Raw genomic sequence first — 26,648 nt, 5'->3', positions numbered from 1 at the left:
CCATGGGCAAGAAGGACACTCGGGTGGTGGCGCAGCAGACGTTTCGGCAGTTTGCTTGGAATTTGGCGGGAACGCTGGCAACGATAAAGGGAGGCATCAAGCCGCCCAAGCCGGTGGGCAAGCCGTGAGTGGGGCCATCTCCATCGATGCCGAGGGGCGGTTCTCCGGCTACGCCAGCGTGTTCAACCGGCTTGACGCCGGGGGCGACGTGGTGCTGCCCGGCGCCTTTCGGCAGAGCCTCACCAAAAGGCGCGGCCGCATTCGCCTCCTCTTCCAGCACGACCCCAAGGAAGTGGTGGGGCAGTGGGAGGCCTTGGGCGAGGATCGCCACGGCCTATTCGTGTCGGGGCGGCTGGTGCCAGGCGTGCCCCGGGCCGATGCGCTGCGGCGGCTGATCGAAACCGGTGCACTTGATGGGCTGTCGATCGGCTTCCGCACGGTGCGGGCGACGCGCGAGCCGGGGACCGGGCGCCGACGGCTCCACGAGATCGACCTCTACGAGGTTTCGATCGTCACTTTTCCGATGATGGAAGACGCGCGGATCGCGCCGTCATCGCTTCGAACCGGCGCGGCCATTGCGGCGGCGACCCAGACCATCCGCAAGTCATAAGGACAGCTTCATGGACATGACCAGTGACGGCCTTGAGACCAAGGCCGGCGCGGGGAGCGATATTGCCGCGCTCTTCGCCGATTTTTCGCGCGCCTTCGAGGAGTTCAAGGCCACCAACGACCAGCGCCTGGGCGAACTGGAAAAGCGCGGTAGCGCCGATGGCTTGCTGGAAGGCAAGCTCGACCGGCTCAACGCCGTACTCGATGGGCAGAAGGCCGCGATGGACCGCGCCCTGGCTGACCGCAGTCGCCCCGTGCTGGACGGCAAGGGGGCACTGCCGGACGGCGAATACAAGGAGGCGTTCTCGGCCTATGTAAAGCGTGGCGAGGAAAAGGCGCTGTCGAGCGGCGTCAATGCCGATGGCGGCTTCGTGGTGCCCGGCGAGACCGAGGCCGAAATCACGCGGCTGATGAGTGCGGTGTCGCCGATCCGCTCCATTGCCGGGGTGCGGCAGGTCTCGGGCAGTGTCTATAAGCGCCCGATCTCGGTGACCGGGCCGGCGGTGGGCTGGGTGGGGGAGACGGCGGCGCGGCCAACCACCGCGAGTCAGACCCTGGCCGAGCTGAGCTACCCCACCATGGAGCTCTACGCCATGCCGGCGGCGACTTCGGCCTTTCTCGACGATGCCGCGGTGGATGTGGGGCAGTGGATTGCCGATGAGGTCAACGCCGCCTTTGCCGCGCAGGAGACCACCGCCTTTGTCACCGGCGATGGCGTCAACAAGCCCAAGGGATTCTTGACGGCCACCACGGTGCCAGAGGCGGGCTGGAGCTGGGGCAATATGGGCTATGTGGCGACGGGTGCTGCCGGAGCGCTGCCGGGTGCCAATGCCAGCGACGTGCTGATCGACCTCGTTTATGCGCTCAAGGCCGGCTACCGGCAGAATGCCAGCTGGCTGATGAACCGCAAGGTGCAGGGCACGGTAAGGAAGCTCAAGGACGCTGACGGCAATTATCTCTGGCAGCCCGCCGCGAGCGCCGATGGGCGGGCCAAGTTCATGGGCTTTGACCTGGTCGAAGCCGAGGACATGCCCAACATCGCGGCCAATTCGTTTTCGGTGGCGTTCGGCGATTTCCGGCGCGGCTATCTGATCGTCGACCGGCAAGGCGTGAGCGTCCTGCGCGACCCGTTCAGCTCCAAGACCTATGTGCTGTTCTATACGACCAAGCGCGTGGGCGGCGGGATTGCGGATTATGACGCGATCAAGCTGCTGAAGTTCGCCGCTTCCTGACTTTTGTGATCCTGGCCAGCTTGAGCGGAGGGCCTGTGCTCCGGTGCTCGGCCCTCCACTCCATCTGACGCAGGCTGACGAACGCCAGTTTGCGGCGGCATCCTAGAGGGACCTCCACCTAGCCTCCCCCTGCGAGGGGGAGGGACTGATCGCGGTTGTCGCCAAATCGGTGCCTCTCTTCTCCTCCCACGCGAAGGGTAGGCTGGGCGGGGGTGAGCCCGCCCCAACAGATAGAAAGCAAAACAGATGATATCCTATCTTCTCGCGGGACCCGCGGAGGAGCCGGTTTCGCTTGTCGAGGCCAAGGCGTTCCTCAAGGTGGATGATGGGGCTGAGGACGGGCTCATCGCCACGCTGATCGGTGCCGCGCGTCTGCATGTCGAGGGGGTTACCGGGCGGGCGCTTCTGGCGCAGAGCTGGCGCGTGGTGCTCGACGACTGGCTCGAGAGCGGCGCGGTCAAGCTGCCGGTGAGCCCCTTTATCGCACTGAGCGAAATCAACGCGGTGGACGAGGCGGGGGTGAGCCATGCGGTGCCACTGGCGCAGTTCCTGGCCGAACCGGATCGGTTGCTCCTCCCCTCGACCATTGCGGGCATGCCGGTGCAACGCCAGCGCCATGGCATCGAGATCGACTATGTCGCCGGCTTCGGCACCGAACCCGAAGACGTGCCTGCCGATATGCGCCAGGCGATCCTGGCGTTGGTGGCGCATTGGCATGAGCACCGCGACGCGGTGATTATGGCTGGCTCGGGGGCGGTGGTGCCCTCCGGGTTCGACCGGCTGGTCGCCCGGCACAAGGTGGTGCGGCTTTGAGCGAGAAAGTGCCGCCGATCGGCACGCTCACCGACCGGGTGGAACTCAAGCGCCGCGAGCTGGTGGATGAGGTGGGCGGCGGGCATGCGGCTCTCTATGTGCCGATCACCCAGCTCTGGGCACGGGTGCGCAGCCATGCCGGGCGGCAGGCCACCGACGGCGACGGTCGCGTGGTGGCGATCTCCCATTCGGTGGTGCTGCGCTTTCGGCGCGACGTCTCACCGGGGGATCGCATCGTCTATCGCGGGCGGAATCTGGAAGTGGTGAGCGCGAGCGATCTCAACGGGCGCTGCGCCTATCTCAGCTGCGCCTGCCGCGAAACCAGCTACACGGGGTAAGGCGATGCATCCAGTCGTGTTGCTGCAGGATGCGCTGGTGGGCGCGCTCAGGGCCGATGCGGTGCTGGCACCGCTGATCGGACAGGGGGTGTTCGATGCCCCGCCCAAGGGCCGGAAACCGCCTTATGTGGTGCTTGCCCGTCATGACCTGATCCAGCGTGACGCCGATCTCGTGCCCGGCCACGAACACCGCCTGCTGCTTCATTGCTGGAGTGACCAGCCGAGCCGGCGGGCGGCGGTTGAGATTGCCGAAGGGGTGGTGGCGGTGGCGCTGGCGCTGAGTGTGCCGGGGCTGGTGGTGAGCTCGGTCGAGCATGTGCGGACGGATACGGTGATCGATAGCAAGACCGGGTGGGCGCGGGCGGCGGTGAGCTTGCGGGTGATGAGTGAGGTTGAAGCCGCCACTTGAGGCTACCCCCACCTAGCCTCCCCCTGGGAGGGGGAGGAACCTGCCGGAGTTTGCTGGGAGATTGAGGCCTGCACCCGGAATGCTCCTCCCCCTTAGAGGGGGGCGGGTGGGGGGCGAATAACAGGAGAGATCGATGGCCGCGCAGAGCGGGAAGAACATGTTGCTCAAGCTCGACGCTGACGGCGCGGGCAGTTTTTTGACGGTGGCCGGGCTGCGGACGCGGGCGCTGGCGCTCAATGCCGCAACGGTGGACACGACCGACGCCGAGAGCGCCGGGCGGTGGCGGGAATTGCTGGCCGGTGGCGGGGTCAAGCGCGCCTCCCTCTCGGGGGCCGGGGTGTTCAAGGACCAGGCTTCGGACGCGCAGATAAGGGCGCTCTTCTTTGGTGGCATCATAAGGCGCTGGCAGCTGGTGCTGCCCGATTTCGGCGTCGTCGAAGGACCCTTTCAGATCGTGGCGCTGGAGTTTTCGGCGGATCATGCGGGGGAAGTCACCTTCGACCTGGCGCTCGAAAGTGCGGGCGAAGTGAGTTTCGCGGCGATCTGAGCCGCTTATCAACCGGAGAACAAGCATGGCGAACACCCAACGGGGTGAAATCGATGCCGTTATCGGCGGCGAGCGGATGATCTTGTGCCTGACGCTGGGCGCTTTGGCTGAACTCGAAGCGCGGCTGCAGGCGGGCGATCTCGTCGGGCTCGCTGATCGCTTTGGCGCCGGGCGGATTTCGGCGCGGGACCTGACGGCAATCCTGGGCGCCGGTCTGCGCGGCGGCGGTAACGCGGTCACCGATGACGATCTGGCGCGGCTGACCATTGAAGGCGGGCTCAAGGGCGCGGCCGAAATTGCGGCCCGGCTGTTGCGGGCGACCTTCGGAGAGCCGGCATGAGCACGTTCCCCTGGGGCGACGCGATGGGCTTCGGACTGGGCGTGCTGCGGCTGGCACCGCGCGACTTCTGGACCATGACGCCGCGCGAACTAGCTTCGGCCTGGAGCGCGCTGCTTGGCGAGCGCCCGGGACCGCTGGGGCGCCAGGAATTGGAGGCGCTGATGGCGCAGTTTCCCGATGGCAGATGATCTTTTTGAAGGCGATTTCCGCGGTGAGCTCGGCGCGGTTTCGACCGAGCTGGAGCGGATTGGCGATCTGGCCGATGGCGTGGCGCGCTCGATTTCGACCGCCTTTCGCGGGGCGCTGGTGGATGGACGTTCGTTCCGCAGCCTGCTGGGCGAGATCGCCCGCAGCTTTGCCGACATCGCGCTCAAGGCGGCAATCAAGCCGCTGGGGACGTTGGTGGGCGGACTGGTGGAGAGTGTATTCACCGCAGCCAATCCGGTGCTGCCGATCACGCCCTTTGCCAAGGGCGGGGTGATCGCAGCACCCAGCTACTTTCCGCTAGGGCGGGGCTTGGGACTCGCCGGGGAAGCTGGGGCGGAGGCCATCATGCCGCTCCGGCGAGGTTCGGATGGACGGCTGGGTGTCGCCGGTGGTGGTGGCGCGGTGCAGGTGACGTTCAACGTGACAGCCGGCGATGCAAGGAGCTTTGTGGCGAGTGAGGCGGAGGTCAGCGCCATGCTGCTACGAGCGGTGAAGCGGGGCGCCCGTGGGAGCTGAGTGCCTCTCGTGACAACCCCCACCTAGCCTCCCCCTGGTAGGGGGAGGGATCTATCGAGTTTGCGGCGGCACAGGGGCTCACTCGGGGGTAGCTCCTCCCCCTCCAGGGGGAGGCTGGGTGGGGGTGACACCCGCGCCGATAATCTTGGAGAAAACCAATGGCATTCCATCATGTGAGGTTTCCGCTCGATGTGGCGCTGGGCGCGCGCGGTGGGCCCGAGCGGCGCACCGATGTGGTGACGCTGGCCGGTGGCGGTGAGGAGCGCAACAGCCGCTGGCGACATTCGCGGCGGCGCTACAATGCCGGCTATGGCATCAAGTCAAGGGCCGACATGGCGGCGGTGCTCGCCTTTTTTGAGGAGCGGCGGGGACGGCTGCACGGCTTCCTCTGGCGCGACGGGCTGGACCATTCGAGTGGCGGCCCGGTGCCAACAGCGCTGGACCAGGAGATTGGCACCGGAGACGGGGTGCGGACCGCGTTTCAGCTGATCAAGCGCTATGGGGCTGTGTTCGATCCCTATCTCCGGCCGATCCGCAAACCCGTGGCGGGTTCGGTGTTGGTGGCGGTGGGAGGGGTTGAGGCGGGCGGCTGGACGCTCGATGAAACGACGGGGCTCGTCAGTTTTGCCGTGCCGCCCATGGCGGGTGCAAGCGTCACCGCGGGGTTTCTGTTCGATGTGCCGGTGCGCTTCGATACCGACCGGCTGGATATCGAGCTTTCAAGTTTTGATGGCGCCGAGGTGCCGTCCATTCCGCTGGTGGAGATTCTCCTATGAGGGGGCTGGAAGCAGGGCTTGCCGGCCATTTGGCGAGCGGCGAGACGACCCTGTGCACCTGCTGGAAGCTGGTGCGGCGGGACGGGCTGGTGCTGGGCTTTACCGACCATGATTGCCTGCTCGAATTTGGCGGCCTGACCTATTCGCCAGCGTCCGGCTTGGATAGCGGCGAGGCGCCGGCGCGGCTGGGCGCTGAGGTAGCGACGGGCGAGGTGCTGGGCATACTGACCGATGCGGCGATCACCGAAGGGGATATTGCGTTGGGGCGCTATGACGGCGCGGTGGTGGAAAGCTGGCGGGTGAACTGGGCCGAGGTGGGGCAGCGCGTGCTGTTGCGCACCGACACCATCGGAGAGAGCGTGCGCGAGGACGGCGTGTTCCGGGCCGAACTGCGCTCGCCGCAGCAGGGGCTGCAGGCGGTGCATGGGCGCGTTTACCAGAGCCTGTGCGATGCGCAATTGGGGGATGGACGCTGCGGGGTGGATCTCAACGACCCCGCGCGCCGAGGCGAGGCGACCGTGATTGGGTTGGATGATCCCTATCGCTGCCTGGTATCGGGGCTGGAGAGTTTCGCAGCTGGGTGGTTTGCGTTCGGGCGAGCAGGCTGGAGCACGGGCAAGCGCGCGGACCTGAGCGATCCGGTGATGAGCCATGAACGCACCGGCGCGGGCGACGTGCTCGGCTTTGCCATGCGGGTGGCCGACTGGATCGAGCCGGGCGACACACTGGTGGTGACCGCCGGCTGCGACAGACGCTTTGCCACCTGTCGGGATCGCTTTGGCAATGCAGCCAACTTTCGTGGCTTTCCTCATATTCCAGGCAGTGACTATGTGCTGCGCCACCCGCGCAACGGCGATCCGCTGGACGGCCGAGCGGTCGTGAAATGAAGGCGGCGGCGGCGGTTGCGGCGGCGCGTAAATTCCTCGGTACGCCCTATCGGCATCAGGCATCGCTTGCGGGCGCCGGCTGTGATTGCCTGGGGCTGCTGCGCGGGGTGTGGCGGGATCTCTATGGCGGCGAGCCCATGGCCGTGCCGCCCTATCGCGCCGACATGCGCGATCCCGAGCATGCCGGGGCGCTGCGCGCGGCGGCGGAGCAATTGCTGATGCCGGTGACCGGGCCGGTGGAAGCTGGGCAGGTTGTGCTGTTTAGACTCAGCGGCATGGCCGAGCCCAAGCATTGCGGGATTATGGTTTCGCCGCAGCGCTTCATCCACGCGCAGGAACGGCTCGGCGTCGTCGAGGCCAATCTGACCGAAGCCTGGGCGCGGCGGATCAGCGGCCGCTTCTGGTTCCCCTGATCTCTTCAACAGCAAGGACATTTCATGGCCACTTTGGCGCTTTCGCTGGCGGGGCAGTTCGTTGGCGGGCTGGTGGGCGGCCCGTTCGGTGCCATGGCCGGGCGCGCCTTGGGCGCTCTCGCCGGATCGGCCGTGGACGGCATGATCTTTGGCGAGCGTCGGCAGCCTGGCGCGAGCGACATTCGCATCCAGGGCTCGTCGGAAGGCGGCGCCGTGCCCCGGCTTTATGGTTGGGCACGGCTCAGTGGCAACATCATCTGGGCACGCGAGCTGGAACTGCTCGATGCCGATGGGAGTGGCGCCAAGGGCATGGGCAGCCCGGACGCCGAGCAGGTGGGCGCCAGCTTTGCCGTGGCGTTCTGCGAGGGCGAGGTGCAGCGGCTGGGGCGCATCTGGGCGGACGGGCAATCGCTCGACACCGACGGTCTGACGCTGCGGTTTTATCGGGGCACCGAGGACCAGTTCCCCGACGGGCTGATCGAGGCGACGCAGGGTATCGCGCCAGCCTATCGCGGGATCTGCTACCTCGTTGTGGAGCAATTGCCGCTGGGCCGCTTCGGCAATCGCATCCCGCAACTGAGCGTGGAGCTGTGCCGGCTAGTCGGGGATCTGGAGCCGTCCATTCGGGCCATCACCGTGATCCCCGGCGCGACCGAGTTCGGCTATGACCCGGTGCCGCGAGTGCGGGTGGTGAGCCCGGGTGTCACGGCCGCCGAGAACATGCACCTGACGAGCGGCGTTAGCGACTGGACGGTCTCGATCGATGAGCTGGTGGCGCTCTGTCCCAATCTCGAGCGCGTGGCGCTGGTGGTCGCCTGGTTCGGTGATGATCTGCGCTGCGAAGCCTGCCGGATCAGGCCGCGGGTGGAAGCCGCAAACCGCCAGGTGACGGGGACCGAATGGAGTGTCGCGGGCTTTACGCGCGACCAGGTTCCGGTAGTCTCCACGCATGATGGCGGCCCAGCCTATGGCGGCACGCCATCGGATGCCGCAGTGCTTGCGGCCACCGCCGATCTCAAGGCCCGGGGCCTTCAGGTGACGCTCTATCCCATGGTGATGATGGACGTGCCGGCCGACAACGGCCTGCCCGACCCCTATGGCTGGGGCGAGCAGGCGGCTTATCCCTGGCGCGGCCGGATCACTTGTCACCCCGCCGCTGGACAATCCGGCTCGCCCGACGGCACGAGCGCAGCTCTGGCGCAGGTGGCGAGCTTCGCAGCACGTTATTGCGAGATGGTGCTCCATTATGCAGCGCTCGGCGCGGCGGCGGGTGGTCTCGACGCGCTGGTCATCGGTTCGGAATTGCGCGGGCTGACGGGGATACGGGGGCCGGGGAACAGCTTTCCGTTTGTGGAAGCGCTGGTGGCTTTGGCAGCCGATGTGCGGGCCGTGGTGGGAACGGGCACCAAGCTCACCTATGCGGCCGATTGGAGCGAATATGGCGGGGTGCAGGGCGGGGGCGAGAAGTTTTTTCATCTCGATCCGCTCTGGGCCTCGCCGGATATCGATGCGGTGGGTATCGACAACTACATGCCGCTGGCCGACTGGCGCGATGGCAACGCGCATTTGGACGCCAATCAGAGCGGCTATGATCTCGACTACCTCAGCAGCAACATCGCCGGCGGCGAAGGCTTCGACTGGTACTACGGGAGCGAGGCAGATCGGGCGGCGCAGTTGCGGAGCCCGATCACCGATGGTGCTTATGGCGAGCATTGGGTGTGGCGCTTCAAGGATCTCGTCAACTGGTGGAGCCAGCGGCACCACGAACGCCCCGGCGGCGTAAGAAGCGCTAGCCCAACGGCCTGGGTGCCCCGATCCAAGCCCATCTGGTTCACCGAACTGGGATGCGGCGCGGTCGACAAGGGCGCCAACCAGCCTAACATCTTCGGTGACAGCAAGAGCGCCGAGGGTGGAAGACCTTACTTTTCGAAAGGTACGCCCGATCCGCTGATCCAGCGGCAGTTCCTGCGCGCGCATCAGCGCTGGTGGAACGAGGCGGCGAACAATCCGCCGGGCATGGTGGATATCTCGCGCATCTATCTCTGGACCTGGGATGCGCGGCCCTATCCAGCCTTTCCCGCCATGACCGAGGTCTGGGCCGACGGCGAGAACCATCGAACGGGGCATTGGCTGACGGGGCGACTGGGTGTGGCCACGCCGGCTGAACTGGCCGAGGCGGTGGCGGCGGAGCATGGCGTGGGACTGTGGGCGGAGCCTTCCCTGCCGATGATCGCCGGCTATGTGTTGGCCGAAACGACGAGTGGGCGAGAGGCGCTGGAGCCGCTGATATCGATTGCTGGCCTACGCCTGCGTAATGACGCCGATGGCCTGCGGTTGTCCGCACCGAAGCGGGGGAATGTCGCGTTGCTCGCCTTGGCCGATTTGTCGGCGGGTGAGGGTGCCGACCTGACGCAGCGGCGCGACGACCCGGCTGAAGCCGCCAGCCGTCTGGCGCTGAGTTATATTGATCGGGAACGCGACTATCTCGCCGGGACGGTTACAGCACTGACTGACGCCGTTGGGTCGCTGGAGCGCGAGGCTTACGCCCTGACGCTCGATGGCGAGGGCGCGCGTGTCGCGGCGGAGAGGTTGCTGATCGCCAAGGGCGTAGGGCGCGAGACCCTAACCTTCGAGTTGCCGCCGTCCCGCCTTGCGCTGGAGCCGGGCGACCTTGTGGATTTCGTCGGCTTGGCTGGCGGACCATTCGAGGTCAGCGAGATACGGGACGGGCTGACGCGGCGGGTGACCGCCCGAAGCGTCCCCGCCGAGATCGCGGTGGCGATCGACCCCGATAGACCCATGCTGTCGGTTGGCGGCGCGGCGGTTCCGGCGCTGCCGGTCATCGTTGCCGCGCATCTGCCGGCTGGGCGAGGATCATCGGCGCATGGGCGCTTGGTGCTTGGCGGATTTGCGCAGCCCTGGCCGGGCGCCCTGCAGGTAACCGAGGAGGTGACGGGCGCTGCGGTCGTCGATCTCGGTCGCCGCGCCGTCGTCGGCAGGACGGCCGCGGGGCTCCCGCCGGGAGTGGCTGGGGTGCTGGATAGCGCTGTAGAGCTCGACCTCCAGCTCCTCGCCGGCCACTTGTCCTCGGTGACGGCAGAAGCAGTGCTTGCCGGTGCCAATCGACTGGCCGTCGAGAATGACGCCGGAGCTTGGGAGGTCATCGGCTTCCAGAATGCGGACCTGCTCGGGCCGGGGCACTTCCGGATCAGGGGCCTCGTACGCGGTGCCGACGGTACGGCCGATCGCATGCACCAAATCTCTGAAGGTCGTAGGGTGATGCTGCTCGATGGCCGCGTTGGCGTGGCACCGGTGGAAGCCGAATGGCTGGGCAGCACGCGCGTCCTGAGGGTCTATGCCGGGCACTCAGACCTCACCGGCACCACCCATGTGGTGAGTTTTTCCTGACAGCTGAACTATGGAGAACTGGCCATGGTGCGAACGCGGTTCGACCTCTGCCTTGATGAGGTGCTGCGGCACGAGGGCGGTTATGTCGACCATCGGCAGGACCCCGGCGGGGCCACTAATATGGGCATCACCCGCAAGACGCTGGCGCGATGGCGCCAGGTTTCCCCCTGGTGGAAGCTGCCCAAGAGTGCGGTGCGAGGCCTAAAGCGGGCTGAAGCCGCCCGTATCTATCGTGCCAGCTACTGGAATGCCGTCCGAGCCGGTGACCTGCCTGCGGGATTAGACCTGGCGTTGTTCGATTTCGCCGTGAACTCAGGACCTGGTCGAGCGGTCCGCACCTTGCAGGTACTGCTCGGCGTTGCAGTCGACGGTGTCGTCGGGCCTCTGACCCTAGGGGCAATCCGGTCGCGCTCCGCGGCAGCGCTGGTCAGCAGTCTTTGTGACCGGCGCCTGGGCTTTCTCGGTCGTCTCTCCACCTTTTCCGTTTTCGGGCGCGGCTGGACAGCACGGGTGGCCGCCATTCGAGCGGCCGCACTTGCCATGGCGCCCGCTGATCCACTTCATCACAGGAGCACTGAATTGACCCTATTCTCCGGCTACAAGACCTATATCGTCGCTGCTTTCATGTTGCTGGCCGGTCTGGCCCAGGTGCTAGGCATCGAGTTGCCGGCGCTGGACGGCAATTCGGCTGGTCACCTCATCATGGAGGCTCTGGCCGTGATTTTCCTCCGCAAGGGGCTGAAGGCCGATATCGGCCGGGCGTGAAACCTTGCCTGGCGGCGGAGCAGAGCCGATATTGAGGTGCCGTGGCCGGAAGTAACAAGAAGGTGTAGCGGCTATGCAACACCCCATTCATGTCCCATTCAGCAACGCGAACCTAGTTTGCTGACATGAACATCTTCACGCATGACATCATAGTGCCGCTCGCCGCCGCCGTGGCGGTGGGCGTCGCCTCCACCGGTGCTGCCCAGGCGCAGTGCCTGGACAATCGGCAGATCCAGCAATCCGTTTCGTCCGGCGAGATCATGTCGTTGGCCGCGGTTCTGGCTTCGGCCGGCATCGACTCTAGCGCTGAAGTCCTTTCGGTTCAGGTCTGTGACGAAGGCGGGCAACTGGTCTATATCATTGGCGTGCTGTCGCCGAATGGAGAGGCACAGAACCTCGTTTTGAGCGCGCAATAGCGCGCGGTTGCATCGTCAGGGGAGCCGGGCTTGCGTATTCTTGTTGTCGAGGACGACACCAATCTCAACCGCCAACTCAAAGAGGCACTGACCGAGGCGGGCTACGCCGTGGACGTGGCGTTTGACGGTGAAGAGGGACACTTTCTGGGCGAAACCGAACCCTATGACGCGATCGTGCTCGATATTGGCTTGCCGCAGATGGACGGCCTGTCGGTGCTGGAAAAGTGGCGCCGGGCCGGCAAGACTACCCCGGTGCTGCTGCTGACGGCACGCGACCGCTGGAGCGACAAGGTGCAGGGCATCGATGCGGGCGCCGACGATTATGTCGCCAAGCCCTTTCATATGGAAGAAGTGCTGGCGCGCATGCGGGCATTGGTGCGCCGTGCGGCGGGGCTCGCCAGCAACGAAATCACGGCCGGTCCGGTCCGGCTCGATGTTCGCTCGGGCAAGGTGACCGTGGATGGTCAGGCGGTGAAGCTTACCAGTCACGAATTGCGGCTCCTGAGCTATCTGATGCACCATAAGGGCAAGGTGATCTCGCGGACCGAACTGACCGAGCACCTTTACGACCAGGACTTTGATCGCGACAGCAACACCATCGAGGTGTTTGTGGGACGCCTGCGCAAGAAACTGCCGGAGGACTGCATCCAGACGGTGCGCGGGCTGGGCTATCAGGTGGCGGAAGACTAGCTTGGATCAAGCCGGTCCAGCCGCCCAGCCGGTGGGGCAGGAGGCGCCCACTTTACCGACCCGGCGCAAGGGCTCTATTGCCGTATCGCTGTTCTGGCTGTCGGTAGGCTGGCTGATCCTGGCTCTGGTGGCGACCGGCTTTCTCCTGACCGATCTTTATTCGCGAGCGCTGGACAATTCCCTTTCCAATACGCTGCAGTTCCATGTGGAGAGCCTAACCGGCGCTTTGCTGGAGACGGGCGACCCCACCAGCGCCGATATCGCCCTGACCGACCCGCGCTTCGGCCGTCCGCGCTCAGGCTGGTATTGGGCCATCCGGGATGCCGACGGCGCCCTTTACAATCTTTCCAACTCGATGGTCGGCATCGACCCGCCCGTGCTGCTCGGGCCCGCCGACGCGATGGGGCGGCGCAGCGCCATCATGGACGATGCATTCGGTACGTCCATGCGCGTCGTGGAGCGCACCGTGACCGTGGCGCCGGAACGCTATCAAATCGTCGTAACCGGCAATCTCAGCGAAATCCTCCAGCTCGTGGACGACTTCCGCGGTCAAACCCTGATCGTGCTCAGTGCAGTCGGTGTCATGTTGGCCATCATGAGCGCGATCGTGGCGCGCTTCGCATTGCGCCCCATCGGCCGGCTTAGCCAGGCAATCGAAGCCGTCCGCGAGGGCGAAAGCGTACAGGTGACCGGGGTTTATCCGCGCGAGATTGCCCCGGTGGCCGAGGAGGTCAATGAGCTTCTCCGCTCCAACGCGCAGATCATCGAACGCGCCCGCAACCAGGTAGGCAATCTGGCGCATGCGCTGAAGACCCCAGTGGCGGTGCTGCGCAACGAAGCCGGTGCCAATAGCGGCCCTTTGGCCGATGTGGTGCTCGGCGAGACCGAAAAGATGAGCGCCATGGTCTCGACTTATCTCGAGCGGGCGCGCCTGGCTGCGCGAACTTCCATTGTTGGCAAGAAAGCTGATGCCACCGCCATCATGGTTCGGCTGACCCGCGTGATGCGCAAGATCCATCCCGATGTGGAAATCGGCTTTCACCGTACGCATTCATCCCTGCCGTGGTTCCGGGGCGACGAGGCCGACCTCGAAGAGATGGCAGGCAATCTCTTGGACAACGCCTGCAAATGGTCGAAGGGCAGTGTGCGGGTGCATCTGGGCAGCGAACGTAACCAGGGCAGCACCATGCTGGTGATCTGCATCGATGATGACGGGCCGGGTCTCAGCGAAGCGGACGCCAAGAAAGTGTTGCGTCGCGGTGTCAGGCTGGATGAGAAAACGCCCGGTTCCGGGCTGGGGCTCGACATCGTCAAGGAACTGGTCGACGTCTATGGAGGCAGCCTGGACCTCAAGAAATCGGACCTCGGCGGGCTCTTGGTGGAGTTGCGGCTACCCGGTGCAAGAGGCAGCGACGCAAAGAAACCGGTTGCTGCTTGACGCATTTCCGCCGCAATAGGTTCACAAGAGCCACTCATCCGCCAGAGAGACGAAAACACCCATGAATCGCATTGCTCTGATTGCTGTCCCGCTTCTCGCCGTTAGCCTTGCCGCGTGCTCCAGCACCGGTAGCACCCGCATGGCGCAGGCGCCGGTCGTGGCAACGCCCGCTCCGGTGGTCGCTCCGGCACCTGTGGTTCCCACCCCCGCCCAGACCACGCAGCAAGCCATGCTGACCACTAGCGTTGCCAACGGTTTCGTTGATCCGGCTGCCTTGCGCCAAATGACCGCCAAGGACTCTCAGGAAGCCAACAGCGCCCAGTTCTATGCACTGCAGTTCGGTCGCCCTGGCGCGCCGCGCCAATGGGCCGGTGACCGCGGCACCACGGGCAGCATTGCCGTGGGCCCGTATGTGCGCGTCAACAATCTTGATTGCCGCGACTTCACGCACACCGTGAAGATTGGTGGCACCGATTACGTGCGCAAGGGTACCGCGTGCCGCGAGCAGAACGGCATCTGGACTGTGGAGCAGGGCGTAGCCTGATCCAACTTCCGGTGTTCGGCCGGTAAGGAATCTTTACCAACGCTGGCTAAGGTTTGGGGGAAGTGCCCTCCAAACCTGATGCGTTGATGACCCACGCCGTAAACGTCCCACCCCATCAGACACCGACCAAGCCACGCGCCTCCGCGCGCGCTGGCAAGGTCGTCGTGAAGCCCTTTTGTGGGCTGATTGACCCCGTGATCGTGGAAGATCCGGTCGCCTTTGTCTTTCCCGGCTCGGTCTCGCGTGCCCACGCCAAGGCGGTATGGACCTGGGTCGTGCGCGACCTCTGCTCTGACCTGATTTCTGCCGAAGGTGTCGTCAACGGCAATTTTGGCGCTGCTGATCTCGAGCCGCTCATGGCCGAAATCCTCAAGCGCATGAAGAAGGGCATCGAAGATGCTGGCGCCGATTTCGAAACTGGCCGACGCCTGCGCGCCATGCTGGGCAGCGACGAAGCGCGTGACAGCCTGCCCACCCTCATGGGAGCCCTGCGTCATCGCGCCCTGCTGACCAAGGCTCAGGCCTTCGGCCGGGCCATCAACAACATGACAGATGAAGCGGCACTCAGCACTGCTGTGCAGTCCATGCCGTTGCAGGACCAGGCCATGGCCGCATTGCTGTTCCATGCCGCCATGGGACACATCGCCAATCCTACCCGCCTGGTCAGTACACTGATCCGTCGCGCGGGGAGTGCCAATGAAGAGACCTTGGCCCGCACCGGGTATACCCCCATTCTCGACGCGATTCTTGCGCATGCGCAGAACCAGATCTACCTGCTGCAGCCCAATGGGGCCTTCGCCGATATCGACCTGACGTGCCGTGGGCTGGAGCGTTTCCACCGGCTGGTGCGCTCGCTCACAGGGTATGTCGAGTTCTCGCGCAATAGCCGCTGGACGACGATCCTTGCAGGCCTCACCAAGCTCGTCTCCGAGCGGATCGAACCGCGCCTCAAGGACATCGTGCCCGATCTCAACCTCGCCATGCGGCGCGGGCGAGAGGGCGCCGATCGGCTGGACAGCGACATGCTGCTGGCGGCGATCAACGGCATCTATCTGCTCTCAACCATCCGGGACTGCCGGGACTCGCTGGCGCTCAATGCTGCGTTCGATCAAACCTGGAGCCAGGCGGGGCAGGCGCTGGAAACTCACATCCAGCGCAACCTCGATCTGCTCCGCCAGCATCCCGGCGATGTGCCGACCAATGCCCGATTGGATGCAGCCATCAAGATGGCCGAGGTGCGGTTCAACCCTGAATATGCCGAGACGCTGCGTCGCGCCCGAGCTGCCGCGGAACGCCGCGGCTAAACCTGATCGGGTTCATGATGGTCGATCACCACCCGGACCTGGACTGCACGATCCTGCGCCCTTAGGCTGATGATCTGTCCCGCTCGTACAGAGAGTGAGAGCAGGGCTACACCACCGTTTTCCACCGGACGCAGGACGACGCCGATAGCCAAAGCGGGATCGCGAACCTCCTCATGCTCGTGAAGCAGGGCGCCCGGTTCAAGCTGGCGCGGTTCAAGGGGCGAGACCAGCCACAGCCCGGCATCGGACCCAAACCGGCCAGCAAGAAAGCTCGGGACCGTTGGCACCGCGGTGTCCGCCGCCTGAGCGGGCGGGGTACGGTCCACAGCGATCATCGGCACCCGCTCAAGGGCGACGACGCCTGCGCTCTCGGGCGGGATCAATCCCAACTGAACGCCAGCGGCGATGTCGATGATGTCGAGCGGCTTGGGAGTATCGGCGAGCGACCAGGGCGCCACCCGCGACCGGCGCGAGAGCCAGCCGCGCCACCCTTTGCGCTTCTCCTGCGGCGCGGGCATATAGCGACGTCCGCCGTCCAGAAACGCGGGCGCGTCGTCGGACGCCCCGGTGGTTATGGGGGTCCCCCCGTCAGGCGTTTCATAGAGCGGATCGATGAGCCGTTCTTCGGCCATTAAACGTTGACGACCGAGGAGTTGCGCAACGGCATCTTCACCGCTTTGCAGGCAGGCGTGGCGGCTAAGATAGCCGGCTGCCGAGCCAGCAAGGGCGACACCCGCCAAGCTCCCGACCGCTTCCAAGCGCTGCTGGTCGCCACTCCATTGGCTTTCTCCGCCGGCCATGTGCCAGAGCGTCAGATCGGGCTGCCAACCGCCCGAGACCACCAGCCGATCGGCCGTGACCGTCGGCTCCACGCGTTCATAGCCGTCCATTGAGAGCTTTGGTTGGACAATAAGGCCACGGCTGCGCGGCGCCAGAGATGCGGCAGCTGGCAGTATGCCGGGCGCCAGCCGAATGCCATATGCCTTGGAAAACTCGATGAAGCGGGAGTGCGGATGGGGTCTAGCGTCAAAGATGCGATGAATCGCGATCCCGGCATCGTGCGCGAGCATGGCCAAGCGATAGGCCGGGTTGGTGACGGTGGCAAAGACTGCAGCTTTGCCGCGCCAGACACCGTAATGGTGGGCGAGCGCGAGTGCCTCCTGAGAGGTGACGACCCCGGGCACCCGATTGCCCGGAAAGATCGGCAGCCGCTCCAGCGCACCCGTTGCAATGATGATGTGTTTGGCGGAATAGTCGTGCACCTGTGCCGCTGGTTCGGAGCCAGCGTTTTCCACGACATGGGCGCGAACCGTACCGGCGCGGACGGAGATGGCCTCGGCGCGGGTGACGACCGTTATAGCATCGGTCGCCGAGATCGCAGCTGAGAGTCGTGCGATGGCTTCGTCCGGGGTTTCTTCTCCATCTTGGCGGCCAAACAGGCGGGAATGTCCGCCGAGTAGCGGCGTCCGCTCCAGCAGGATGACCCGTTCACCGGCTTTGGCGGCGGCCAATGCCGCGGTCATCCCGGCAACGCCACCGCCGATCACCAAGAGGTCTGCCCGGGGGCCAGGCTCTGCCGGCGCCGAAAGCCAAGGCAACTGCATGGCCTCTGGGCGCTCGAGTTCCAGATCGAGCGAGCGGGATCGCGACAGGAGGTTTCTGGCTCTCGTCCACAGGCGCGGCGTTCGTGCTTGGTCGAGGGTGATGAATTCAGCATCGTTGACCGCAGGCGTGCGGTCCATTGGCAGCGCGCCCGAAGGCGAAGCGGCAAGCGCGATAGGCGGCGCGTGGCGCTCTCCCAAGGCAACTGATGCCCCGCGCCAGGTTCCGGCAAAGTCGAGACCTGAGGCTAGGACGGCGCTTAGAACTGTATCGCCGAAAAAACCATTGATGGTGCGACCATTCAGCTGAAAACGAAGCGGCGTGTCGCGCTCGATGGCCGCGCCCGCAAGGGGCGTTCTTCCATCGGCGATTAGACGACCAGGCTGTCCCTTCATGCGGCCACCCCAAAATCGGTCACGGCCGAGCTCGTGTCGCGGCTTACCATGCGAGCGTTCAGCCAAGCATTCTCGGCATCGCTGGCGGCGCCGCATAGCCAGCGTCCGAGGGTCGGTGCAAGGAAAGCTCCGCCCAGTCCCAATCCGGCGAGCACCGTGGATCCTGTTTGCCCGAGCCTGCCAACCGCTGGGGCCCCGTCCTTTGTAAGTACCCGCCGATAGCGGGCCTGACCCGCCTGCACAAACGGTCGACCGGGGCCGAGTAGCGCCTTGAACTCGCTTGCAAAATTCTCCAGTTCCCCAGCGCCCAGTCCGACGACGCCGCGGGCTGCCGACTGGGCGAGGATGGTGCCATTGTCGATCAACTGCATCACCGCGGCAGGAAGGGCAGGTGTCGGTTCGGCCAGGATGGTTGCAGCCTCCCTGATCTGTAGGAGAGAAGGCCAGTCTGCTGGCGAGACGTGTTCAAGGAGGGCTTCATCATCGGCGAGGATGAGTTGGCTGGCACTATATTGCCGGTTCTCGTGATGGATTTCCGCCCCGCCATGGTCGTTCGGCGCGACCAGTGTTGGAGCAGCGACGCGAGTTACACCGTTCTTGTCCAGCCACGCATCGAGTGCGGACTCAAGGGCGGGGCGGTGCAACTGTACTGCGTCGCGCAGCACGATTCCTCCGTCGCCGCTGGGGAGATCGGGACGGGGCACACGCTCGACTGAGACGCCGTAGGCGGCAGCCATGTGCCGGATATGGGCCAGCGCCTCCTTTTCGGCCGCTCCTCGCGCAAAGAGGATCGGATCCACCCGAAACCAGGTGCCGCGTCCGCCGATGCGTGACAACAGCTTGAGCGTTTCTGGCGTGCCGGCCGTCAACAGCGCCCAGCTGTCTGGCCGGGTGACAGCGCCGACAGAGAGATCAAGGGCGCGCGGCAACCGGTAGGCGGATTGGCTCTGGCCAACCAAGATGACGCTCTTGCCATGGGCTGTTGCGAGCTGGCCGGTGAGTAGGCGCGCCAGCGGCGTGGCCCCGATGACGGCGAAGTCGATATTGATTTGGCTCATGCGCCAAGGCTGCCCTGTGGCAATGCGTCCGTCTCAACGCTGCGTGTTTTTGTGGTTTTTCGCCGCATTCGGCCTATAGATGGCGTGTTCTTGCCGCGAGCCGGCGTCAAGCATCCCGGGCCAATGCTTTTCTGGTTTATCGCCATCGCCATCACCGCCATTGCGTGCGCTGCGCTGTTCTACGCAGCCGGTCGGCGCGTGGTCAACGCAGGTACGGGCGAATCCGCTGATCTCAACACCCATTTGCGCGCGCTGTTGGCCGGCATTGATGCTGACCAGGCCGCTGGCAAGCTGGGTGAAGCGGAAGCCAATGCTGCCAAGGCTGAACTGGCGCGCGAGGTGATCCGGCTCAAGGGCGACGCTGGCCGCACGCCCGGCACAACCAGAGAATTGGGGCAGGGGCCGCTCATGGGCGGGCTGGCGCTGATCGCGATAACGGCGTTAGGTCTCTACGCGCTTCTCGGCAGTCCGAACCTGCCGGCGCAGCCGTTGTCGGAGCGCCGCGACGTTGCTGCGCAGGAGCTGGACCTCGACGCTGCGGTCGATCGTATCGAGCAGGCCCTGGCAGCCAATCCAGACGACCTGCAAGGCTGGAACGTCATTGCGCCTGCCTATCTCCAACTCGGCCGCTACCAAGACGCGGCGAATGCCTATCGGCGTCTTATTGCGCTGGATGGTCCCACCGCTGACCGGCAAACGAGCCTTGCCGAGGCGCTGCTGCTGATAGCTGGCGAGGCTGGGTCTACCGAGGCTGTAGAGCTATTGCAGTCGGCGTCTGCAAGCGATCCGACCCACGTCATGTCCCGCCTCTATCTTGGGGCCGAGTTCACGCGCATGGGCCGTTACGACGAGGCGATCACCGCCTGGGGGGAGGCGCTGGCCCTGGCCGCGGGAGACGAGCCCTGGATCGGCGCGGCCCGGCAGGGCCTGGCGGCAGCTCAGAACGACGGCCAACTGCCTCAAACCGGCCAAGAGGCAGAAATGATCCAGCAGATGGTCTCGGGTCTCGCCGAACGCTTGGCGGCTCAGGGCGGGTCAGTGGAAGACTGGACACAATTGGTACGTGCCTACCTAGTGCTGGGCGATACCGAGCGAGCGCAAGCTGCGTATGACGATGCGGTGGCGGCCTATCCGGCAGCTTTCGACCGCGGCGAACTGGATACGCTGGCGCTCGGCGCCGGCTTGACCTTGAACGGAGAGGCGCCATGACCATGTCCACCACGGTTCGGAAAAAAGGCTGGTCGCGCAAGCAGAAGCGGCTTGCGGTCATCGCCGGACTGGCGGCGGTGGTGGCGCTCGCGGCAACGCTGGTGCTTGTCGCGCTGCGCGACCAGATAGTCTTTTTCTATTCGCCGTCCGATGTCGTAGCTCGCGACGTGGGGCCCGGTCAGTCGATCCGGCTGGGCGGGCTGGTCAAGGACGGTAGCTGGGTGCGCGAGGGGCAGGAGAACAGCTTCGTTGTCACCGACGGAGGCACCGACATCGTGGCGCACTACACCGGCATTCTGCCAGATCTCTTCCGGGAGGGGCAGGGTGTGGTCGCGGAAGGCAGCCTTGGCCCGGGCGGCGAGTTCCAGGCCACCAACGTGCTGGCCAAGCATGATGAGAATTATGTGCCCAAGGAAGTGGTCGAGGCGCTGAAAGCGCAAGGGGAATGGCGGCCGGAGGCGGGCACCCAGTGACCATCGAACTTGGCCACTATGCCCTGATCCTTGCCTTTGTGGTCGCCACCGTTTCGGCGATCGGCGGCTTTGCCTATTGGCGCTCCGGGCGGCGTATCGCCATGGTGCTGAGCCAGGCTGCGGTGCTGCAATTGGTGCTGGTGGCCGTGGCTTTCGCGGCCCTCGTGCAGGCATTCGTCGTCTCCGATTTCAGCCTGGCGCTGGCAGCGAACCATTCCCATTCCCTTAAGCCGCTGATCTACAAGATCTCGGGCGTCTGGGGGAACCACGAGGGCTCGATGGTGCTCTGGGTGCTTATCCTGGTGCTCTTTGGCGCCTTGGTCGCGCTCTTCGGACGCCGCTTACCCAGCGATCTGCTGACCCTCGTGCTGGGCACGCAAAGCCTGCTGACGGCCGCCTTCGCAGGCTTCTCCATTTTTACCTCTAACCCATTCGAGCGTCTGCTGCAGCCGCCCCTGGAGGGCAACGACCTCAACCCGGTCTTGCAGGATATCGGCCTCGCCATCCATCCGCCTTTGCTCTACGCGGGCTATGTCGGTTTTTCGATTTGCTTCTCGTTCGCCATCGCAGCGCTGGTATCGGGACGCGTCGACCAGACCTGGGCCCGCTGGGTGCGGCCCTGGACGATGCTGAGCTGGACCTTCCTTACTCTGGGCATCGCCATGGGTTCGTACTGGGCCTATTACGAGCTCGGCTGGGGCGGCTGGTGGTTCTGGGATCCGGTGGAAAATGCCAGCTTCATGCCTTGGCTGGCCGGCACGGCGCTGCTGCACTCGGCGCTGGTGATGGAAAAGCGCAACGCCCTCAAAATCTGGACGATCTTTCTGTCCATCATCACCTTCTCATTGTCGTTGCTAGGCACGTTCCTGGTGCGCTCGGGTATTCTGACTTCGGTGCATACCTTCGCCAGTGATCCGACGCGTGGCATGGTGATCCTGACGCTCCTGGCCATCGTGATCGGCGGTGCCTTCGCCCTGTTCGCCTTGCGCGCTGCCGCGCTGCGGCAGGGTGGACTTTTCGCACCGGTGAGCCGCGAGGGCGCCCTTATCCTCAACAATCTATTCCTTGCCACAGCTGTTGGGGCGGTGCTCGTGGGCACGCTCTACCCGCTGCTGCTAGACGCCTTGACGGGTACGAGCATTTCGGTCGGTGCACCATTCTTCAATCTCACCTTCACGGCGCTGATGGCCCCGCTGCTGATTGTCTTGCCTTTCGGTCCGCTGCTCGCCTGGAAACGAGCCGACATCGTAAGTGCCGCACAGCGGCTTATCGGCGCCGCAGCGCTGGCCATCTTCGTCACCATCCTGATCTCGGCCCTTGGCGGGGTGTCGATTTCGCTAGCGCCTTTGGGTCTGCTGCTCGGCTTCTGGGTGGCGTTCGGCGCCATTGCCGAACTGGTCGAGCGCAGTCGGCTCGGCCGCATTCCCCTGCGGGAAAGCTGGCGACGACTGGTCGGCTTGCCGCGCTCGGCCTGGTCTACCGCCATTGGCCATTTCGGTATGGGCGTTACTGTACTCGGCATCGTAGCGACCACAGCCTGGGAAACCGAACTGGTCACGACCCTCAATCCGGGCGAAACAGCGGAGCTATCCGGCTACACAATTGCCTTCGACAGCTTCGAGCAGCTTCCCGGGCCCAATTACATCGCCGATGCGGGGCATTTCACCGTCACCGCGCCGGACAACGGCACGCGTGAACTGGTGGCCGATCGGCGGACCTATGTTGCGAGCGGCATGCCAACCACAGAGGCGGCCATTACCACCTACGGCTTCTCCCAGCTTTATCTGCAGTTGGGCGAGCCGCTGGACGATACGCATGTGGTTCGGGTTTGGTACAAGCCCTACATCACCCTGATCTGGCTGGGTGCACTGCTGATGGCGTTTGCCGGCTGCCTTTCCCTAACCGACCGGCGGCTGCGCGTTGGCGCTCCCCGTCGGGCGAGCAGGCCTGTTCCGGAGCCGGCGCAATGAATTGGATGCGAAGCCTGCTTCTCGCCCTTGCTCTACTGCTGGCCGCGCCAGTGGCTGCGCTCAGCCCCAACGAGATCCTGGACGACCCGGTGCTCGAGCAGCGGGCGCGTGACATCTCGGCTGGATTGCGCTGCCTAGTCTGCCAGAACCAGTCCATCGACGACAGCGATGCCGATCTTGCTCGCGACCTGCGCGTCATCGTTCGCGAGCGGCTAGTCGCCGGCGATACCGACGAGCAAGTGCGTCAGTATCTGGTCGATCGCTACGGAGAATATGTGCTGCTCAACCCGAGGCTTGGTGGTCACACTTTGTTGCTCTGGGTCGCCGCACCGGCGCTGCTCGCCGCCGGACTCGGCGGATTGTGGGTGATGTCCCGGCGCCGCTCCTCCACGGATGGCGGTGGGCTTTCGCCCCAGGAGCAGGCGGCTTTGGACGATCTCATGGCCGAACCAGGGGACGAGGGGCGCTCCTAGCGCGGCTACGCACCTTGATGCGCATTACCAAGGTTTAATGTTGGGGCAACTTCTCTGAAAGGCGAGGCATTCCATATCTACAGCATAAGCTGTGAGGGCTTCCCCAAGGAGAGTGAATTCATGCGCACGACTATACTCAAGCGTACAAGCCGTTGGCTCGGGGCTTCCGCCCTGGCGTTGATGGTTGGCGTTGGCGGTGTCAGCACCGCATTCGTCATGACCGGTCAGAATGCCATCGCTCAGGTTCAACCTGCCGCTGAGATCTCGGTCGCGCCCCGCAATCAGCAGGAAGGCTTCGCCGATCTGGTTGAGGCGGTGAGCCCTGCCGTGGTCTCCATTCTGGTCGAAGCCGAAGAGTCTCCCCGCTCCATGCAACGTGGTGGCCGCGAGTTCAACTTCAATTTCCCCGACCTGCCTGAGGGGCACCCCTTCCGCGATTTCTTCGACCAGTTCGGTGGTGACCAGTTCGGCATGCCCGGTCCGGGCGGAGAAGATGTGCCAATGCCACCGCGCCGCTTCATGGCTGCTGGCTCGGGTTTCGTGATTTCGGCTGACGGCTTCGTCGTCACCAATAATCACGTGGTAGCCGATGCCACCAAGGTCACGGTCGTCTTCGACGATGGTACCGAGCAGGTTGCTGAAGTCGTCGGTACCGACGAGCGCACCGATCTGGCCGTGCTCAAGATCGAGGGCGAAGACTTGCCTTTCGTAACCTTCGAGGACGAAGCCAGCCGCGTTGGTGATTGGGTCGTTGCGGTCGGTAATCCCTTTGGCCTGGGTGGCACCGTCACCGTTGGCGTGATCTCCGGTGCGGGCCGCAATATCGGCGGCTCCAATTATGGCGACTTCCTCCAGATCGACGCGGCGGTAAACACCGGCAACTCGGGTGGTCCGGCCTTTAACACCGAAGGCGAAGTGGTTGGCGTCAACACCGCGATCTATTCGCCTAATGGTGGCAATGTCGGTATCGCGTTCGCCATTCCCGCTCAGACGGTGAAGCAGATCGTTCGTCAGCTGATCGAGACCGGCTCGGTCACCCGTGGCTATCTAGGTGTTTCCATCCAGGACGTCAGCCGCGACATCGCTGACAGCGTCGGTCTTGACCAGCCGCTTGGTGCAATCGTGCAGGATGCCGCGCCCGATGGTCCGGCCGCTCCGGCAGGCATTCAGTCTGGCGACATCATCCTTGAGGTGGACGGCGAGCAGATCGACGATGCGCTCGACCTCAGCCGCACGATCGCCGGCAAGGCGCCCGACAGCACCGTCGAGCTGACCATCTGGCGTGATGGCGAGGAAACGACACTCTCCGTCACTCTTGGTACGCTGTCTGAACAACCAGCTGCTCCGAGCGAGGAAGCGCCTGTGCCGCAGGAGGAAGTTCCCTCCGGTGAAACTAGCGTTGGTCTGACCCTGGTTCCCAATGGCGACGGCACTGATGGCCTCCTGATTCAGGATGTTGATCCCGCCTCCGAGGCTGCCCAGAAGGGCTTCTCGGTCGGTGACACCATTCTTGAGGTCGACAACCAGCCCGTTTCGAGCGTGGAAGACTTCGAGTCCGCCATCGAAGGCGTGCAGGATCGTGGTCGCAACACGGCGCTGGTAAAGCTGAGCCGTGATGGCGTGACCCGCTTTGTCGGCCTGCCGCTGAGCGAGTAGGCTAAACCGGCCCCGGAGTTCGCTTCGGGGCCGAATTGTATCTGTGGTCGCGAGGGCTCGCGGTGAAAATTCTACTGATCGAGGACGACCGCGAGGCCGCCAGTTACCTGATCCAAGCGCTGGACGAGGCCGGGCACGTGACCCACCATGCAACCGACGGTGACACCGGCTATGCCATGGCTTCCGGCATGGATTACGACGTGCTCATCGTCGACCGCATGCTGCCGCGCCGCGACGGCCTGTCCATCATTGAATCGCTGCGCGCCGAGGGCAACAAAAGCCCGGTACTGATCCTGTCGGCACTGGGTGAAGTCGATGACCGCGTAACGGGGCTACGCGCCGGCGGTGACGACTATCTGACCAAGCCCTACGCATTCACCGAACTGCTTGCCCGCGTGGAAGTGCTGGCGCGGCGATCCAGCCCGTCCGAGGCGGCGACGCACTACCAGGTCGGAGATCTCTCCCTGGACCGGTTGTCGCGCAAGGTTGAGCGGGGTGGCGAGACTATCCTCCTGCAGCCACGTGAATTCCGGCTGCTTGAATACCTCATGAAGAATGCCGGTAAGGTCGTGACCCGCACCATGCTGCTGGAGAATGTTTGGGATTACCATTTCGACCCCCAGACCAACGTCATCGATGTGCATATGTCGCGCCTCCGCTCCAAGATCGACAAGGGCCATGCCACCGCGCTCCTGCAAACAGTGCGTGGCGCCGGCTATACGATCCGCGAGTAGCGCGTGAGCCGTTTCCTTCAACTTGTCCGCACGTCCACGGTCCGGCTGACAGCCACATTCATTCTGATCTTTGTGGTTTTTGCCATCCTGCTGCTGGCCTTCATCGGCTGGCAATCCTCCGTTTCGATTCAGCGCCAGCAGGCCAACCAGATCGAGCGGGAGGTGCGGGTCTTGCAGAGCATCGATGCCAATCAGGGTATCCGAGCGTTGGCCTATGCCGTTGATCGCGTTTCTCGCTCGCCCGGGCCCGGCGTCTATTATCTCGGGGATGCCACGGGTCAGTACTTGCTCGGCAACGTGGCCGACGTGCCCGCTTATGTGCTGCTGCAGCCTGGCGTCTACGCCTTTGACTATGAGCGTGCCGATCCGTTCGGGGAAAGCGGGGACGCTAACGAGTTCACGTCCGGCCCGCGGGGCTATGCGGTTGTGCGCTCTGTCGTGCTTGCCAACGGCATGCGCCTTGTGGTGGGCCGTGACGTCGTGGAGCGTCGGGGCTTTTCCGCCATCATCGTCCAGAGCTTCCTTGTTGGTGTGATCGGGATCATCCTCTTCTCCGTGATCGCCGGCGGCATCACGGCTCGTCGCGTGCTCAAGCGCATCGACACCATTCGCGACACCTCCACAAAGATCATGTCGGGCAATCTCTCCGAGCGCGTGCCGGTGACCAGCCGCAACGACGAGTTTGATGGTCTCGCGACCAATCTCAACGCCATGCTGGATCGGATCGAGCAATTGCTACAGGGGCTCAAGGAGGTCACCGACAATGTGGCGCATGATCTCAAGACACCGCTGACCCGCCTGCGCAACCAGGCTGAGTCGGCCCTCCGCGACGGCGCCACCGACGCAACGCGGCAGTCGGCGCTGGAAACCACGATTGCCGAGAGCGATCGGCTCATCCAGACCTTCAATGCCCTTTTGATGATTGCACGGGCGGAGGCCGGCGCCCCTAGTGGCGCCTTGAGTGAGGTAGATGTCAGCGCCGTCGTCGCCGATGTCGCCGAGCTTTATAGTCCTGTCGCCGAAGACGCCAACATCGTCGTGGAGACTACCATCGAGCCGGAGGTCCGCCTGCGCGCCAATCGCGAACTTATCGGGCAGGCTATGGTCAATCTGCTCGAAAACGCGGTTAAATATGCCAAGCCCGACGGTGAGGGGCAGGGACGCGTCACCATTGGCCTTCATCGCCAGCATGGTCGTGTACTGATCGAGGTGGGCGACAATGGGCCTGGCATTCCCGCCGAGGAACGTCGCCGTGTGCTTGAGCGCTTCGTAAGGCTGGAAGTCAGTCGGTCGGAGGCGGGTTCTGGCCTTGGCCTTTCGCTGGTGGATGCAGTTACGCGCCTGCATGGCGGCACCTTCCGCATCGAGGACAATGCTCCCGGTGTGCTGGCGGTGATCGATTTGCCCGACACCTAGCTGTCCGCCG

The 26,648-nt window shown here is 64.6% G+C and carries 29 protein-coding genes; 27 read left to right on the top strand and 2 right to left on the bottom strand.

Translation table 11 applies throughout. From position 1 onward, the window contains the following. The first annotated feature begins 2 nt into the window (after window positions 1-2). From QOV41_RS15320 to QOV41_RS15225, 20 genes are all read left to right on the top strand, one after another. Window positions 3-128: a hypothetical protein gene (locus tag QOV41_RS15320; protein WP_284577667.1), complete on the top strand. Its 126-nt coding sequence runs from the start codon at window positions 3-5 to the stop codon at window positions 126-128. Next, window positions 125-610 (top strand): HK97 family phage prohead protease, encoded by a 486-nt coding sequence (locus QOV41_RS15315; RefSeq protein ID WP_284577666.1) that lies wholly within the window; start codon window positions 125-127, stop codon window positions 608-610. The genes QOV41_RS15320 and QOV41_RS15315 overlap by 4 nt, the downstream gene beginning before the upstream one ends. Window positions 611-620: 10 nt before the next feature. Further along, a complete protein-coding gene (locus QOV41_RS15310) occupies window positions 621-1,841 on the top strand; it encodes a phage major capsid protein (protein WP_284577665.1) in 1,221 nt (406 codons plus the stop codon). A 246-nt stretch (window positions 1,842-2,087) separates the two neighbouring features. Beyond that, window positions 2,088-2,654 (top strand): head-tail connector protein, encoded by a 567-nt coding sequence (locus QOV41_RS15305; protein WP_284577664.1) that lies wholly within the window; start codon window positions 2,088-2,090, stop codon window positions 2,652-2,654. After that, window positions 2,651-2,992, top strand: a complete 342-nt coding sequence (locus QOV41_RS15300) for a phage head closure protein (RefSeq protein ID WP_284577663.1) — start codon at window positions 2,651-2,653, stop codon at window positions 2,990-2,992. Before QOV41_RS15305 ends, QOV41_RS15300 begins: the two co-directional genes overlap by 4 nt. 4 nt (window positions 2,993-2,996) lie before the next feature. Then, window positions 2,997-3,401, top strand: a complete 405-nt coding sequence (locus QOV41_RS15295; RefSeq protein WP_284577662.1) for a DUF3168 domain-containing protein — start codon at window positions 2,997-2,999, stop codon at window positions 3,399-3,401. Window positions 3,402-3,534: 133 nt separating this feature from the next. After that, a complete protein-coding gene (locus QOV41_RS15290; RefSeq protein WP_284577661.1) occupies window positions 3,535-3,948 on the top strand; it encodes a phage major tail protein, TP901-1 family in 414 nt (137 codons plus the stop codon). A 25-nt stretch (window positions 3,949-3,973) separates the two neighbouring features. Then, window positions 3,974-4,288, top strand: coding sequence for a gene transfer agent family protein (locus QOV41_RS15285; RefSeq protein ID WP_284577660.1), 315 nt, complete (start codon window positions 3,974-3,976; stop codon window positions 4,286-4,288). Further along, window positions 4,285-4,476 (top strand): rcc01693 family protein, encoded by a 192-nt coding sequence (locus QOV41_RS15280; RefSeq protein WP_284577659.1) that lies wholly within the window; start codon window positions 4,285-4,287, stop codon window positions 4,474-4,476. Before QOV41_RS15285 ends, QOV41_RS15280 begins: the two co-directional genes overlap by 4 nt. Beyond that, entirely contained in the window at window positions 4,466-5,011 is a 546-nt protein-coding gene (locus QOV41_RS15275) for a phage tail tape measure protein (RefSeq protein ID WP_284577658.1), read from the top strand. Before QOV41_RS15280 ends, QOV41_RS15275 begins: the two co-directional genes overlap by 11 nt. Before the next feature lie 158 nt (window positions 5,012-5,169). Further along, a complete protein-coding gene (locus tag QOV41_RS15270) occupies window positions 5,170-5,787 on the top strand; it encodes a DUF2460 domain-containing protein (RefSeq protein ID WP_284577657.1) in 618 nt (205 codons plus the stop codon). Beyond that, window positions 5,784-6,674 carry a DUF2163 domain-containing protein gene (locus QOV41_RS15265; protein WP_284577656.1) on the top strand — a complete coding sequence of 297 codons (891 nt, stop codon included), beginning with the start codon at window positions 5,784-5,786 and terminating at the stop codon, window positions 6,672-6,674. Before QOV41_RS15270 ends, QOV41_RS15265 begins: the two co-directional genes overlap by 4 nt. Continuing rightward, window positions 6,671-7,087 carry an NlpC/P60 family protein gene (locus QOV41_RS15260; RefSeq protein ID WP_284577655.1) on the top strand — a complete coding sequence of 139 codons (417 nt, stop codon included), beginning with the start codon at window positions 6,671-6,673 and terminating at the stop codon, window positions 7,085-7,087. Before QOV41_RS15265 ends, QOV41_RS15260 begins: the two co-directional genes overlap by 4 nt. A gap of 24 nt (window positions 7,088-7,111) precedes the next feature. After that, window positions 7,112-10,495 carry a baseplate multidomain protein megatron gene (locus QOV41_RS15255; RefSeq protein ID WP_284577654.1) on the top strand — a complete coding sequence of 1,128 codons (3,384 nt, stop codon included), beginning with the start codon at window positions 7,112-7,114 and terminating at the stop codon, window positions 10,493-10,495. 24 nt (window positions 10,496-10,519) lie between these two features. Continuing rightward, window positions 10,520-11,260: a glycoside hydrolase family 108 protein gene (locus QOV41_RS15250; protein ID WP_284577653.1), complete on the top strand. Its 741-nt coding sequence runs from the start codon at window positions 10,520-10,522 to the stop codon at window positions 11,258-11,260. A gap of 125 nt (window positions 11,261-11,385) precedes the next feature. Further along, window positions 11,386-11,676: a PepSY domain-containing protein gene (locus tag QOV41_RS15245; RefSeq protein ID WP_284577652.1), complete on the top strand. Its 291-nt coding sequence runs from the start codon at window positions 11,386-11,388 to the stop codon at window positions 11,674-11,676. 30 nt (window positions 11,677-11,706) lie between these two features. Beyond that, a complete protein-coding gene (locus tag QOV41_RS15240) occupies window positions 11,707-12,366 on the top strand; it encodes a response regulator transcription factor (RefSeq protein WP_284577651.1) in 660 nt (219 codons plus the stop codon). Window position 12,367: 1 nt separating this feature from the next. Next, window positions 12,368-13,804, top strand: coding sequence for a sensor histidine kinase (locus QOV41_RS15235; protein WP_284577650.1), 1,437 nt, complete (start codon window positions 12,368-12,370; stop codon window positions 13,802-13,804). A gap of 61 nt (window positions 13,805-13,865) precedes the next feature. Beyond that, entirely contained in the window at window positions 13,866-14,348 is a 483-nt protein-coding gene (locus QOV41_RS15230) for an RT0821/Lpp0805 family surface protein (RefSeq protein ID WP_284577649.1), read from the top strand. Between the two features lie 86 nt (window positions 14,349-14,434). Further along, window positions 14,435-15,652, top strand: coding sequence for a hypothetical protein (locus QOV41_RS15225; RefSeq protein ID WP_284577648.1), 1,218 nt, complete (start codon window positions 14,435-14,437; stop codon window positions 15,650-15,652). Here QOV41_RS15225 and QOV41_RS15220 read toward each other — a convergent pair. Further along, window positions 15,649-17,649 carry an FAD-dependent oxidoreductase gene (locus tag QOV41_RS15220; RefSeq protein ID WP_284577647.1) on the bottom strand — a complete coding sequence of 667 codons (2,001 nt, stop codon included), beginning with the start codon at window positions 17,647-17,649 and terminating at the stop codon, window positions 15,649-15,651. The two genes, QOV41_RS15225 and QOV41_RS15220, sit on opposite strands and share 4 nt — an antisense overlap. Continuing rightward, the gene (locus QOV41_RS15215) at window positions 17,646-18,707 is read right to left on the bottom strand and encodes an FAD-binding oxidoreductase/lyase (RefSeq protein WP_284577646.1); all 1,062 of its coding nucleotides are present in this window, start codon (window positions 18,705-18,707) and stop codon (window positions 17,646-17,648) included. The genes QOV41_RS15220 and QOV41_RS15215 overlap by 4 nt, the downstream gene beginning before the upstream one ends. Window positions 18,708-18,830: 123 nt before the next feature. On the opposite strand from QOV41_RS15215, the gene ccmI reads away from it, so the two are divergent. The 7 genes from ccmI (at window position 18,831) to QOV41_RS15180 (ending at window position 26,638) form a co-directional block, all read left to right on the top strand. After that, window positions 18,831-19,916 (top strand): c-type cytochrome biogenesis protein CcmI, encoded by a 1,086-nt coding sequence (gene ccmI / locus QOV41_RS15210; RefSeq protein ID WP_284577645.1) that lies wholly within the window; start codon window positions 18,831-18,833, stop codon window positions 19,914-19,916. Then, window positions 19,913-20,389: a cytochrome c maturation protein CcmE gene (ccmE, locus tag QOV41_RS15205; protein WP_284577644.1), complete on the top strand. Its 477-nt coding sequence runs from the start codon at window positions 19,913-19,915 to the stop codon at window positions 20,387-20,389. The genes ccmI and ccmE overlap by 4 nt, the downstream gene beginning before the upstream one ends. After that, window positions 20,386-22,359, top strand: a complete 1,974-nt coding sequence (locus QOV41_RS15200) for a heme lyase CcmF/NrfE family subunit (protein ID WP_284577643.1) — start codon at window positions 20,386-20,388, stop codon at window positions 22,357-22,359. The genes ccmE and QOV41_RS15200 overlap by 4 nt, the downstream gene beginning before the upstream one ends. Next, window positions 22,356-22,832: a cytochrome c-type biogenesis protein gene (locus QOV41_RS15195; RefSeq protein ID WP_284577642.1), complete on the top strand. Its 477-nt coding sequence runs from the start codon at window positions 22,356-22,358 to the stop codon at window positions 22,830-22,832. The genes QOV41_RS15200 and QOV41_RS15195 overlap by 4 nt, the downstream gene beginning before the upstream one ends. Before the next feature lie 120 nt (window positions 22,833-22,952). Continuing rightward, complete coding sequence (locus QOV41_RS15190) at window positions 22,953-24,488, top strand: Do family serine endopeptidase (RefSeq protein WP_284577641.1); 1,536 nt, start codon at window positions 22,953-22,955, stop codon at window positions 24,486-24,488. Between the two features lie 62 nt (window positions 24,489-24,550). Then, window positions 24,551-25,222 (top strand): response regulator transcription factor, encoded by a 672-nt coding sequence (locus QOV41_RS15185; protein ID WP_284577640.1) that lies wholly within the window; start codon window positions 24,551-24,553, stop codon window positions 25,220-25,222. Window positions 25,223-25,225: 3 nt separating this feature from the next. After that, window positions 25,226-26,638: a sensor histidine kinase gene (locus QOV41_RS15180; protein WP_284577639.1), complete on the top strand. Its 1,413-nt coding sequence runs from the start codon at window positions 25,226-25,228 to the stop codon at window positions 26,636-26,638. Window positions 26,639-26,648 lie beyond the last annotated feature (10 nt).

It is taken from the genome of Devosia sp. RR2S18 (assembly GCF_030177755.1).
Classification (GTDB): Bacteria; Pseudomonadota; Alphaproteobacteria; order Rhizobiales; family Devosiaceae; genus Devosia; species Devosia rhizosphaerae.
The sequence above is the reverse complement of the archived record's forward strand: the minus strand, read 5'-3'. Positions and strand labels throughout refer to the sequence as shown.